Source organism: Pseudoduganella plicata (assembly GCF_004421005.1).
Classification (GTDB): domain Bacteria; phylum Pseudomonadota; class Gammaproteobacteria; order Burkholderiales; family Burkholderiaceae_D; genus Rugamonas; species Rugamonas plicata.
On the sequence record NZ_CP038026.1, the window covers coordinates 1993769 to 2006486 of the forward strand.

Here is a 12718-nt window from a genome sequence, read left to right on the forward strand (position 1 = left end):
TGACGCTGGTTGAATTATCCCGCATTTACCCACTCGAGCATTGCTTTTAACAATGCTTTCAAGCAATAAAGTCGGAAATTAAGCCGGAAATGCCACAGGTATTGGCTATTTGGTATCGAACGTCGTCACGCCATCCCAGTCGGGTCCCGGCGGATCGACGCGGTAGACGGCCACGCGCCGCTCGTACAGCGCGTACAACGCACGCTCGGGCGCCGCCGCGCGCAGCGCCGCCAGGCCCACCGCTGCGTCATCCCAGCGCCGTGCGCGCAGCAGCGCCAGCGTGCGGTGCCACTCGTCCAGCTCCGCACGCGTCGCCGGGTCGATGGTCGCATCCAGTCCGACCGGCTCGAAGATCGCAACGGGTTCGTTCTTGCCCTTCACGCGTACGAGATCGAGCTCGCGGTAGGCGAACTCCGGCGCCTGCGCCCGCGTCGCCGCGCCGACCGCGATGCCGGCGCCATAGACCTTCGTGATGCCTTCCAGCCGGGCCGCCAGGTTGACGGCGTCGCCCATCACCGTGTACGCCCGCCGGATCGACGAGCCCATGTCGCCCACGTGCATGGAGCCGCTGTTGATGCCGATGCCGATGCGCAGCGCCGGCCAGCCGCGCCGGCCGAATTCCCGGTCCAGCCGCGTCGCGCTGGCCTGCATCAGCAAGGCAGTCGCCACCGCGCGGCTGGCGTGGTCCGCGAATGCCACTGGGGCGCCCCAGAACGCCATCACGGCGTCGCCGATGTATTTGTCCAGCGTGCCGCGGTGGCTGTCGCGGATGTCCTGCGACATCGCGGTCAGGTAGCGGTTGATGTATTCGCGCAGCTCCCTGGGCGGCAGCCCTTCGGAGATCGTCGTGAAACCGCGCACGTCGACGAACAGCACCGTCAGATCGCGGGTTTCGCCCTCCATCGTGTAGCGTTCCGGGTTGTCCGCCATCTCCGCCACCAGCTCGGGCGCCACGTACTCGCCGAAGCGCGACACCAGCGCGCGGCCGCGCCGCACCTCGAAGAAGTAGCCCCACGCGACATTGAAGACGAACAGCGCGACGATCAGCAGCACGATGGCGGCCAGGTTCAGCACCGCGTCCTGCGCGCCGTACAGGTAAATATTGGCCAGCACGGCCAGCGCCAGCGCGGCGACCGACACGGCGATGGACGGCAACGGCGCCAGCACGGCCAGAGCGAACGTCAGCACGATACCGAAGGCCAGCACCTGCGCCAGCTCCGCGGCCACGGCGTAGTCCGGCCGCGCCTTGAAACTGTCGTCGAGGATGGATTTGACCAGGTTCGCGTGCACTTCCACGCCGGGGTAGACGGCGCTGACCGGCGTGGCCCGCAGGTCGTTCAGGCCGGCGGCCGTCGTGCCGACCAGGACGATGACGTCCTTCAGCAGGGCCGGCGGCACGGCGCCGCGCAGCACATCGACGGCCGATACGTAGCGGAACGCTCCCCCGTGCGGGCCGCCGCTGCCGCGAAACTGCACCGTCGTCGTCATGCCTTCGCCGACAGGGATGCGGATCGCGCCCTCGGGATGGAACAGCGCGATCGCATCGAGCCCGCCGCCGGCGCGTTGCGCGCTTGACAGGCTGTCGACGGACTCCATCCACAACGGCGCGATGGCACGCGCCTGCAGCGCCACGGCCACCGTGGCCAGCGACAGCGCGGGGTAATAGCCCGTCCCGATCTTCTGCAGCAGCGGCGTCGAGCGCACCACGCCGTCCGGGTCCGGCAGCACGCTGAAGATGCCGGCGCCCTGGGCGGCGGCCTGCAGCCGTGCGATATTGGCTTCGTAGCCGCGCGACTGATAGGCGTACAGCGTGCGTCCGTTCAGCGCTTCCTCGGTAAACGCGGGCCGCGGCAGCACGCCCTTGGCCAGGCTGCCCGATGTGGCGTAACCCAGCACGACGGGCTTTCCTGCCATCGCCGCCGCCAGCAGGCCGTCGTAGTCCATGCGCGTGCGCAGCGTTTCCAGTTGCGCGGCCAGGCCGGGCACGTCCTTCAGTTCGCGCTCGGCCAGGCGCCGCAGCACTGTGTAGCCCGAGCTGTTGTCCGGTTCCGGGAACGACACGTCGAAGCCCACGGCCGCGGCGCCGTAGCGGCGCGTCAGCTGCGTGACCAGCTGCGCCATCACGTCACGGCTCCACGGAAAGCGGCCGACGGCCGTCAGGCTGCGGTCGTCGATGTCGACGATGACGACTCTCGGGTCGAGCACGGGACGCTCGACGCGCATGCGCAGGTCGGCAATGAAGGTGTCGAGCCGCTCGACGGCATCGACGCGCAGCCAGCCGGTAACCTGCAGCGCCGCCAGGAACGTCAACACCAGGCCGGGCAACCAGCGTGTCCAATGACGACGGACCAGGCGCGCCAGGCCGGTCACGGCGTATAGCCGGGGATGGCCGACTCGTCGACGTCGTCGATCTGGGCCGGGTCCAGGTGGCCGCGGGCGAACTCCAGGTAGACCTTGCGGCGAACGAAGATGTCGAACAGGGCCGGGTCGATATGGCCGTTCAGGCTGAAGCGGCCCAGGATGGCCAGCGCCTCGGACAGCGCCTTGGGCTTCTTGTACGGCCGGTCGGTGGCCGTCAGGGCCTCGAAGATGTCGGCGATCGCCATGACGCGGGCGGGAATCGACATCTGGTCGCCGCGCAGCCCTTTCGGATAGCCCTTGCCGTCCATGCGCTCATGGTGGCCGCCGGCGAATTCGGGCACGTGGCGCAGGTGCTTCGGCCAGGGCAGCGACTCCAGCATGCGCACCGTCATGACGATGTGATTGTTGATGATGGCACGCTCCTCGGGCGTCAGCGTGCCGTAGCGGATCGTCAGGTTGTGGACCTCGTCGGCACCGAGAAACGGCTGCTCGACGCCTTCCGCGTCCGTCCACCGCCGCGCGGCGATGCGGCGCACGCGGTCTTCGTCGTCCGGGGCCATGCCTTCGCTGCCCACGTTGACGTGGCGCAGGAACGCGCGCTCGGCGCGCAGCGTGGCCTGTTCCTGGCGCAGCCTGGCGCCGATGGCGTCCGGGTCGCCGCCGGCGATCTGCTCCTTCAGCGCGCGCAGCTCGGCGTCGCGCAGCAGCACCTCGAAGCGCGTGTCCAGCAGCCCGATGCGGTCGTAGATCGTCTGCAGCTTGGTGGCCTTGTCGACGATGTGGACGGGCGTGGTGATCTTGCCGCAGTCGTGCAGCAGCCCGGCCAGCCACAGCTCCTTGCGGTCGGCGTCCGACATGCGGAAATTCGCCAGCGGGCCGTGCTCCGCCTCGCTGGCCGCATCCGCCAGCATCATCGTCAGCACGGGCACGAACTGGCAGTGACGGCCCGTGTAAGGCGACTTCTCGTCGATGCCGATGTTGATCAGGTTGACGATCCCTTCCAGCAGCTTTTCCAGCTGGCCGACCAGTTGCTGGGTCGTCAGCGCCACTGCGGCCTGCGCCGCCAGCGCTTCGATAAAGCGCTGGTCGGTGGCGGAAAAGGTGCCGACGGTCCCGCCCCGCGGGTCGCGCGCGTTGATCAGCTGGAGAACGCCCAGCAGTTCGCCCGTGTGGTCGCGCATCGGCACCGTCAGGAACGACTGCGAGCGGTAGCCGAAGCGCTGGTCGAACGCGCGCATGCCGGAGAAGTTGAAGCCGTCGGCCTGGTAGACGTCGGCGATGTTCACTGACTGGCCCTGGTTGGCCGCATACGCCGCCACCGATTCCAGATTGGGTTCGCCCTGTTCGCCCGTCAGCGCCACGGGCGCGATATCGCCCGGATTGCCGCTCGATCCCCCCAGGTGCAGCCCGAGCGTATCGTTGACGGACAGGTGGAAACACAGCGTACGCCCGTCACTGCTGGGCCGGTACAGCGTGCCGCCATCCGCATTGGTCATGCGCTTGGCGACCAGCAGTATCCGCTCCAGCAGCAGATCCGTGTCGTGGCCCGCGCCCAGCGCCACGGACAATTCCGTCAGCTGATCCAGCCGCTGCGCGATCTGGTCGTGATTCAGTTCATGCATATTCTCGGGGCTTTAGTTACCTCACGGAAATGAATATCTTAACAGCCTCACCAGCAACATGCATACTGTATACAGTTACGGACGCAACATCCGTTCGATTCCACGGGTAGCGCGATGTCGGACCAGTTGCGCTGCAAAACCCGCTATCATCGTGGATAACCGAAGGATAACGCCCCCGCGCGGACGGCGCAGCAAAATCGGGTGAATAAGAACAGCGATCAGGATTCTCGACGATGAAATGTAAATTCTGGGGGGTGCGCGGATCGATTCCGTCGCCCGGGCCGCGCACCGTGCGCTATGGTGGCAATACCACCTGCATCGAGGTGCGCAGCGACGACGGCACGCTGATCGTCCTCGATGGCGGCACCGGCCTGTTTTGCCTGGCCCAGGCGCTCGTCGCCTCCCCCCGGCGGCCCATCGAGGCACACATCTTCATCACGCACAGCCACTGGGACCATATCCACGGCCTGCCCTTCTTCACGCCGTTGTTCATCAAGGGGAGCCGCGTGCGCCTGCACGGCGTGACCGACCCGGAGACGGGCCGCGGCATCGAGCACGTGATGAACGTACAGCTGCAGAACAGCTACTTCCCCGTCAGCGAGGCGCAGATGGGCGCCCTGATCGATTACCGCACGCTGGCCGTGGGCGAGCCGTTCGCCGTGGGCGACGCGGTCGTGCGCAACGTCGTCATGGGCCACCCGGTCACGGACCTGGGCTACCGCATCGACTGCAACGGCAAGTCGCTGTTCTTCACGGGCGACCACGAGCCGCTGTACAACCTGTACCCGGAGGATCACCCGGAGCACCGCGCCTGCGCGGAGCACGTGGCCGAACGCACGGCGGCCATCGACGCGATGGTCCTGGGTGTCGACGTGCTGATCGCCGACTGCTCGTACACGAGGGAAGAGTATCCGGCCAAGACGGGCTGGGGCCACGGCACGTTCGACAGCGCGCTGGCGATGGCACTGCGCGCGGGCGCGAAGCAGCTGTACTGCACCCACCATGAACCCACGCGCAGCGACGACGAGCTGGAGGCGGCGTTCGCGGAAGTCATGGCACGGCATGCGGGAATGCTGAACGGTTTGCAGGTGTTCCTGGCCTATGAGGGCCTGGAAGTCGAGCTGTAACGGCGGCGTTATAAGGTCGGCGTTGTAACGGGCGGGTTTTTACGGAACAGGAAAGCATGGAACAGCTTCGGGGGATCGTCAGCGATCTGCGGCACGGCAAGACCGTCATGTACAAGAAGGAGACCGGCACCAGCACCCTGCACGCGGCGGTGTTCCGGCTGGGCGAGCAGCAATGCAAGATCGTCGCCAATCACCCCATCGTCATCAACGACGGCGACGAGATGATCCTGTCCGGCGCATACCGCAGCGACAAGCTGTTCATCGCGCTGGCGCACCGCAACGTGACGCGCCGCGCCGAGGGTCACGAAGGCTGGGCCACCCGCCTGGCCCTGACGGTGGTGCTGGTCGCCGCCGGCATCTGGCTCAGCACCGAACTGCTGGGCGGCGGCTACGCGCTGGTGCTGTGCGCCGCGCTGCTGGGCTCCGGCGTGCTGATGTCGTGGCGCTCGGTGCAGGTGATCCTGTCGATCCTGGCGCTGCGGCCGGCGCCGGCGAAGAAGAAAAAGAAGTGACGTCGCTGTTGTTCACGGCACGCGAAGGAGAACGGATGGCGGTAATGAACATAGCGGTCGATGGCGCAACGGTAGCGGCGGTCGATCTGGCGCGACTGGACATGTTCGCGGTGCACCTGTACGGCGACCTGACCAGCGCCGATGCGGCCTGCCTGTCCTGCCATGGCGGCACGTATCCGGACGACGGGCCGTCGACGTTCCGTATCTGGGCCGAACAGGCATTGCCCGGCCGGACCCCCATGGTAACGGTGACGTTTACCGACAGCGCTCCCGCTGCGCAGCTCACGCAGGGCAAGACGATCGCCGAGATGTTCCCGGACGAGCCGCACAGCGGGCGCACCGATTTCACGCCGACGCCGGCGGAGGAAGCAGAGCTGCGCAACCGGCCACGCGTGCGCGCAGGCTTCTCGTGGGCGCTGCGCACGTCGGGCGGCGACGACCTCGCCGGCCGCAATGGGAGCGACGACGATTCCTTCGCCTTCTCGGTCCTGTGGACGCCCGACTATCCGACCCAGGCGCGCGTGAATGGGTCGACCACGAATATCGACAACGTGCTGCGGCGTGCAGGCGGCACGGAACTGTACAACGGCATGCTGCACGTGGGCGACAGCGTCACGTTCCGCTGCGGCGATTAGGAGAAGACATGGCGGTGATGAGCATAACGGTCGATGGCGACCCGGTGGCGGTCGTCGACAACGGCGACCTGGCGATGCTGTCGGTGCACCTGCGCGCCAGCGTCACGGAGGAGCATGCGGCGGTGCTGTCGTGCGACGGCACGCTGACGGCGGGCCACGCGGACGGTTACCGCGTCTGGCTACCCGAGCTGGCGTTGCGCGACGGCCAGGTCGTGACGATACGGATGGACGACGATAACCGCATGCCCGTCACGCCCGCGCAGGCACCGGCCGTGCCGCATACGGGCCTGTCGCCGGAATCGGTGGCGACGCTGGGCAACGCCGGCTCGCCCACGGCGCGCGATGTGGCAGCCTCGCGCGGCCACGCCCGCGTGCGGCCCGGTTTCTCGTTCGCGCTGGCGACCTCGCGCGGCACCCGCTGCGACGTGCGCAGCGGCCCGGGCGACGAACAGTTCCAGTGCCTCGTCATGTGGACGCTGGACTGGGAGCCGGAATACGCCCGCATCCGTGCCCTGACAACCAACCGCGAACGCATCCTGCGCCGCGATCCCGGCACGCCGGTATTCGACGGCCGGCTGTTCCTGGGCGACGTCGTCACCATCCGCTGCGGGGGCTGAAATGCTGTCTCACGTCTTTATCGGCGTAACCGATTTCGAACGCGCCTTCACGTTCTATGCGCCGCTGATGGCGGCGCTGGGCCAGCCGCTGCGCTTTCGCGACGACACGCGGCCGTGGGCCGGCTGGATGCCGTCCGATGCGCCCCGTCCCCTGCTGCTGATCGGCGCGCCGCAGGACGGTCATGCCGCCACCGTCGGCAACGGCGCGATGACGGCGCTGCTGGCCCGGGACCGCGCTACCGTCGATGCGGCTCATGCGGCGGCGCTGGCGCATGGCGGCACCTGCGAAGGCGTACCCGGACTGCGGCCGGCATACCATCCGGATTATTACGGGGCGTACTTCCGCGACCCGGATGGCAACAAGCTGTGCGTATGCTGCCACGAGGCGGCGTAAATCAGGTTGCCGGCAGCCGCTTGTACATGACGGTGGTCGCGCCCAGGGAACCGTCGTCCAGCCGGGCATAGTCGGGAATCGTCCCGCTCACTTCGAAGCCAAGCCGCTCGTACAGGTGCTGGGCCCCGCTGCCCGTCCACGTATCCAGCACGAGCAGGGTACGGCCCAGTTCCCGCGCACGTTCCTCGGCCGCCGCCATCAGCCGCAATGCCATGCCGCGCCGGCGCGCGCCAGGATGCACCAGCATCTTGTTGATCTCGGCGCGGTGCGCGCCATTGGCCGGCATTGCCAGCGCCAGTTGCACGGTGCCGCGGACGCCGTTGTCGTCGCTGGCGACAAAGAGCGTGCGCGCGCCGGCATCGACCTGCTGCGCCACGGAGAGCCAGTATCGGCGGGCGTCGCTGACGTCGAACGGCGGCACGAAGCCGACGCTGGCACCGTGCAGCAGGCAGGCGTGCAGCAAGTCGGCCAGCGCGGCGGCATGGGCGCGCACGCCATCGCCATGCAATTCTTCGATAGTCAGTTTCATGGTTCGCATACCGCGATCAGGTAATGGGCCGGCGTGGGGCCGGGACACACGAAACGGGTGGGGCCGAACAGGCGAAAGCGCAGGCAGTCGCCCTGCTCCAGGCGATACGTCACGCCTTCCAGCGTGTAGTCGAGCGCGCCGTCCAGCATCCAGATGTGCTGCTCCAGCCCGCGCACGGCCGGCTGGTCGTAGTCGATGACGGCGCCGGCGGGCAGCCGCCCTTCGACCAGCTCCGCGCGCAGCCCCTGCGCCGGTGGCGACACCATGCGCCGCGTAAAGCCGCTGGCCGGATCGGTCCAGACGGGCTGCTGGCCGGCGCGGATCAGTTGCGCGCCCTGCTCTTCGACTTCGGCGATCAGGCGCGACATCGGCAGGCCGTACACGGTGCACAGCTTGCCCAGCAGCGCCGCCGTGGGGCTGCTCTCGCCCCGTTCGAGGCGCGACAGCGTGGCGCGGCTGATGCCGCTGGCGGCGGCGAGGGCGTCGAGCGACAGGCCGCGCTCCTCGCGCAGCGCGGCCAGGCGGCGGACCAGTTTGGATTCGAAATCGTCTTCTCTCATAAACGAGAGATTATCTCATTTATGATACGTCGGCAAGGGATCAGTCCGCGCGTTCGGCAAACCGTTGCGCCAGCACCGCGCAGACCATGAGCTGGATCTGGTGGAACAGCATCAGCGGCAGGATGATCATCCCCAGCGACGACGTGGCAAACAGCACCTTCGCCATCGGCACACCGGACGCGAGGCTTTTCTTCGAGCCGCAGAAGACGATCGTCACCTCGTCCTCGCGCGAGAAACCGAGGCGCCGGCTGGCCCAGAACGACAGTCCCAGCACGACGGCCAGCAGCACGCAGCACACCACACCGAGCGTGACGAGCAGTTGCGGCGAGAGCCTGTGCCACAGCCCTTCGTCCACCGCTTCGCTGAACGCCGTGTAGACGACCAGCAGGATGGAGCCCTGGTCGACGTATTTCAGCATCGGCTTGTGGCGATCGACCCAGCGGCCGATCCAGCGCCGCAGCACCTGACCCGCAAGGAACGGCACCAGCAACTGCAGCACGATCGCCAGCACTGCATCGAGCGACGAGCGGCCGGCGTGCCCCTGCACGACGAACGCGCTGACCAGCAGTGGCGTAATCAGGATGCCGAGGAAGTTCGAGGCGGAAGCGCTGCAGATGGCGGCCGGCACGTTACCCCGCCCCATCGCGGTCATGGCGATGGACGACTGCACGGTGGACGGCAGCATGCACAGGAACAGGATGCCGACGTACAGGTCGGGCGTCAGCAACGTCAGTGCGACGGGCTTCAACGCCAGACCGAGGATGGGGAACAGCACGAAGGTACAGCACAGCACCAGCAGGTGCAGGCGCCAGTGCGTCAGGCCGGCCACGACGGCTTCGCGCGACAGCTTGGCGCCGTGCAGGAAGAACAGCAGGCCGATGGCAAATGCGGTGACGTCCCCGAAGACCACCGCTGTCTGCCCGGTACAGGGCAGCACGGAAGCAATGGCGACGGTGATCAGGAGAGCCAGCGTGAAACTGTCCGGCTTGAGGCGGGAGAGGAAGGAGGACTTCGAAGACATCGGGCCATTCTAGCCCAGCCGGGCCAGCGATGCTTGGGGACAGGCCGCGCGGCCTGTCCCCGACGTAAAGCGTCCAGTTACATGATGTGCCGGCCAATCCACCACGCGATCGCCGCCACGAACGCCGACGCGGGAATCGTGAAGATCCACGCCCAGACGATGTTGCCGGCAACGCCCCAGCGCACGGCCGACAGGCGCTGCGACGAACCGACGCCGACGATGGCGCCCGTGATCGTGTGCGTCGTCGACACGGGCACGCCCCAGAACGACGCCATCAGCAGCGTGATCGCGCCGCCCGTCTCGGCGCAGAAGCCGCCGACGGGTTTGAGCTTGGTGATCTTCTGGCCCATCGTCTTGACGATGCGCCAGCCGCCAAACAGCGTGCCGAACGAGATCGTGCCATAGCAGGCGATGATGACCCACAGCGGCGGCTCGGCATCGCTGGCGGCAACGTGGCCCGAAGCGATCAGCAGCATCCAGATGATGCCCATGGTTTTCTGTGCATCGTTACCGCCGTGCCCCAGGCTGTAGGCGGCCGCGGAGGCGAGCTGCAGGCGGCGGAACCAGCCGTCGATCTTGCGCGGCGTCGACTTGACGAACACCCACGAGACGATCAGCATGATGATCGAGCCCAGGAGGAAGCCCAGCAACGGCGCGACAACAATGAACACGACAGTCTTGATCAATCCGCCGGCGATCAGCGCGCCGGTGCCGGACTTGGCGACCGCCGCACCGACCAGGCCGCCGATCAGCGCGTGCGACGACGACGATGGAATGCCGTAATACCACGTAATCAGGTTCCAGACGATGGCGCCGACCAATGCCCCGAAGATGACGTAGTGGTCGACCACGTCGGGGTCGATGGTTCCCTTGCCGATTGTCTGGGCCACCTTCAGGCCGACAATGAAGATCGCGATGAAATTGAAGAAGGCGGCCATCGCCACCGCCGTTTGTGGCTTCAGCACGCCGGTCGACACCACGGTCGCGATCGCATTTGCAGCGTCGTGGAAGCCGTTCATGAAATCGAAGACGAGTGCCAGGAAAATCAGTAGAGCCAGCGCATAGATGCTGATTTGTATGGTGTGCATATTGTTTTAACTTATCCTGTCGAACGGTGCTTACGCGTTCTCGACGATGATGCCTTCGATGATGTTGGCCACGTCTTCGCAGCGGTCCGTCACGGTTTCCAGGATCTCGTAGATGGCCTTCATCTTGATCAGGTTGCGCACGTCCGGCTCGTCGCGGAACAGCTTCGACATCGCGGCGCGCATCACGTGGTCCGCATCCGATTCCAGGCGGTCGATCTCTTCGCAGATGGCGACGATATCGCGCGCATTGTCCATGTTCGACAGCAGGGCCACGGCATCCTTGACCTTCTCGCAGCAGGCCAGCACCAGTTCGGCCAGGCGTTTCGCTTCCGGCGTCACGGCATGCAGGTCGTACAGCGATACGGTCTGGGCGGCGTCTTCCATCATGTCCAGGATGTCGTCCATCTTGGTGATCAGCTTGTGGATGTCGTCGCGGTCGATCGGCGTGATGAACGTCTTGTGCAGCAGGTCGACAGTGGTGTACGTGATCTTGTCGGCCTGTTTCTCGATGCTTTCGATCGCATGCACGCGATTTTCCAGGTCGTCGAAATTGGTCATCAGGCCCAGCATTTCTTTCGCGCCTTTGACGCACAGCTCCGCATGCTGATTGAACAGGTCAAAGAATTTGCCCTCGGTGGGCATCAAGCGTCCAAACATTTTGTTTCTCCGTTGGTTGGTGGTGCGGGGCCGTCGCGCGAGGACGGCCCTGTGGTTCACTGCGGCTTCAGACGACCCGTGATCAGTCGCCCTGGTAGACCGACAGATTACCGGTGTAGTTGCCGAATTTCGTGTACATGCCCATCCACGTGAGGCGGATCGCGCCGATGGGACCGTTACGCTGCTTGCCGATGATGATTTCGGCGGTACCCTTGTCCGGCGAATCGGGGTTGTACACCTCGTCGCGGTACAGGAAGATAATGACGTCCGCATCCTGTTCGATAGCGCCGGATTCGCGCAGGTCGGACATGACGGGACGCTTGTTCGGGCGCTGTTCCAGAGAGCGGTTCAGCTGGGACAGTGCGATCACGGGGCAGTGCAATTCCTTCGCCAAGCCCTTGAGCGAACGCGAGATCTCGGAAATCTCGGCGGCGCGGTTGTCGCCCGGCTGGGAACCCTGCATCAGCTGCAGGTAGTCGACGATGATGAGACCGAGCTTGCCGCACTGGCGCGCGAGGCGGCGCGCCCGTGCCCGCATTTCGATGGGGTTCAGCGCGGGCGTCTCGTCGATGTACAGCTGCGCCTCGTTCATCTTCTGGATGGCGTGCGTCAGGCGCGGCCAGTCCTCGTCGTTCAGCTTGCCCGTACGCAGCCGGTGCTGGTCGAGCTGGCCGACCGAACCCAGCATACGCATGGCCAGCTGGGCGCCGCCCATCTCCATCGAGAACACGGCCACGGGCAGGCCCGCTTCGATGGCGACGTTCTCGCCGATGTTGACGGAGAAAGCCGTCTTGCCCATCGACGGACGTCCGGCCACGATGACCAGGTCGCCCGGCTGCAGGCCGGACGTCATGCGGTCCAGGTCGATAAAGCCCGTCGGCACGCCCGTGATCTCGCTGCCGCTGTCGCGGCTGTACAGCTCGTCGATACGCTCGACCACCTGCGTCAGCAGCGGCTGCACGGCCGTCCAGCCCGACGAGCCGCGCGAGCCCGCCTCGGCGATCGCGAAGATCTTCGATTCGGCCTCGTCCAGCATCTGCTTGACTTCCTTGCCCTGCGGGCTGAACGCGTTGCCGGAGATTTCGTCGGCCACGGTGATCAGCTTGCGCAGCACGCCGCGGTCGCGCACGATCTCGGCGTAACGACGGATATTCGCCGCCGACGGCGTGTTCTGCGCCATCGCGTTCAGGTACTGCAGGCCGCCCACTTCCTCGGCCTTGCCCAGCATCGTCAGCGCCTCGAAGACGGTGATGACGTCGGCAGGCTTGCCGCTGTTGATCAGCCGCACCATCTGTTCGAAGATGATGCGATGGTCGTAGCGATAGAAGTCCTCCGCATGCATGAAGTCGGCGATGCGGTCCCATGCGGCGTTATCGCGCAGCAGGCCGCCGATGACGGACTGTTCTGCCTCGATGGAGTGCGGCGGGATGCGAAGGGAGTCGACTTGCGGGTCGGATGGGGCGGCGTTCATGGCGCGAATTATACCTGCTTCGGCTAGGCGAAGTTCACTAAAGAAATCTGGCAAAGCCGCTTCCACGGCGCATTTCTGGCGCATGCGCGGCGGCTTTGTGGAGACTCATGGCTGCAATAAAAAA

At 66.2% G+C, this 12718-nt stretch carries 13 protein-coding genes; 5 read left to right on the forward strand and 8 right to left on the reverse strand.

All coding sequences use genetic code 11. The features are described from left to right. Positions 1–105 precede the first annotated feature (105 nt). Positions 106–2370 carry a CHASE2 domain-containing protein gene (locus tag E1742_RS08775; RefSeq protein WP_134384518.1) on the reverse strand — a complete coding sequence of 755 codons (2265 nt, stop codon included), beginning with the start codon at positions 2368–2370 and terminating at the stop codon, positions 106–108. Then, positions 2367–3983, reverse strand: coding sequence for an HD domain-containing phosphohydrolase (locus E1742_RS08780; protein ID WP_134384519.1), 1617 nt, complete (start codon positions 3981–3983; stop codon positions 2367–2369). The genes E1742_RS08775 and E1742_RS08780 overlap by 4 nt, the downstream gene beginning before the upstream one ends. 233 nt (positions 3984–4216) lie before the next feature. On the opposite strand from E1742_RS08780, the gene E1742_RS08785 reads away from it, so the two are divergent. The 5 genes from E1742_RS08785 to E1742_RS08805 are packed head-to-tail and all read left to right on the forward strand — an operon-like array spanning position 4217 to position 7268. Further along, on the forward strand, positions 4217–5110 hold the full coding sequence (locus E1742_RS08785; protein ID WP_134384520.1) for an MBL fold metallo-hydrolase: 894 nt from the start codon (positions 4217–4219) through the stop codon (positions 5108–5110). A 56-nt stretch (positions 5111–5166) separates the two neighbouring features. Next, positions 5167–5622, forward strand: a complete 456-nt coding sequence (locus E1742_RS08790) for a hypothetical protein (protein WP_134384521.1) — start codon at positions 5167–5169, stop codon at positions 5620–5622. A gap of 35 nt (positions 5623–5657) precedes the next feature. Then, positions 5658–6257, forward strand: coding sequence for a hypothetical protein (locus E1742_RS08795; protein WP_134384522.1), 600 nt, complete (start codon positions 5658–5660; stop codon positions 6255–6257). 8 nt (positions 6258–6265) lie between these two features. Continuing rightward, a complete protein-coding gene (locus tag E1742_RS08800) occupies positions 6266–6874 on the forward strand; it encodes a hypothetical protein (RefSeq protein WP_134384523.1) in 609 nt (202 codons plus the stop codon). Between the two features lies 1 nt (position 6875). Then, positions 6876–7268 carry a VOC family protein gene (locus E1742_RS08805; protein WP_134384524.1) on the forward strand — a complete coding sequence of 131 codons (393 nt, stop codon included), beginning with the start codon at positions 6876–6878 and terminating at the stop codon, positions 7266–7268. A gap of 1 nt (position 7269) precedes the next feature. Here the strand turns inward: E1742_RS08805 and E1742_RS08810 are convergent, their stop codons facing one another. The 6 genes from E1742_RS08810 to E1742_RS08835 form a co-directional block, all read right to left on the reverse strand. Then, positions 7270–7797, reverse strand: a complete 528-nt coding sequence (locus E1742_RS08810; protein WP_134384525.1) for a GNAT family N-acetyltransferase — start codon at positions 7795–7797, stop codon at positions 7270–7272. After that, on the reverse strand, positions 7794–8357 hold the full coding sequence (locus E1742_RS08815) for a helix-turn-helix domain-containing protein (RefSeq protein WP_134384526.1): 564 nt from the start codon (positions 8355–8357) through the stop codon (positions 7794–7796). The genes E1742_RS08810 and E1742_RS08815 overlap by 4 nt, the downstream gene beginning before the upstream one ends. A 40-nt stretch (positions 8358–8397) precedes the next feature. Further along, the gene (locus tag E1742_RS08820) at positions 8398–9378 is read right to left on the reverse strand and encodes a bile acid:sodium symporter family protein (protein WP_134384527.1); all 981 of its coding nucleotides are present in this window, start codon (positions 9376–9378) and stop codon (positions 8398–8400) included. 77 nt (positions 9379–9455) lie between these two features. After that, positions 9456–10466 (reverse strand): inorganic phosphate transporter, encoded by a 1011-nt coding sequence (locus E1742_RS08825; RefSeq protein WP_134384528.1) that lies wholly within the window; start codon positions 10464–10466, stop codon positions 9456–9458. Positions 10467–10496: 30 nt separating this feature from the next. After that, the gene (locus tag E1742_RS08830; RefSeq protein WP_134384529.1) at positions 10497–11123 is read right to left on the reverse strand and encodes a DUF47 domain-containing protein; all 627 of its coding nucleotides are present in this window, start codon (positions 11121–11123) and stop codon (positions 10497–10499) included. A gap of 82 nt (positions 11124–11205) precedes the next feature. Then, a complete protein-coding gene (locus E1742_RS08835) occupies positions 11206–12594 on the reverse strand; it encodes a replicative DNA helicase (RefSeq protein WP_134384530.1) in 1389 nt (462 codons plus the stop codon). Positions 12595–12718 lie beyond the last annotated feature (124 nt).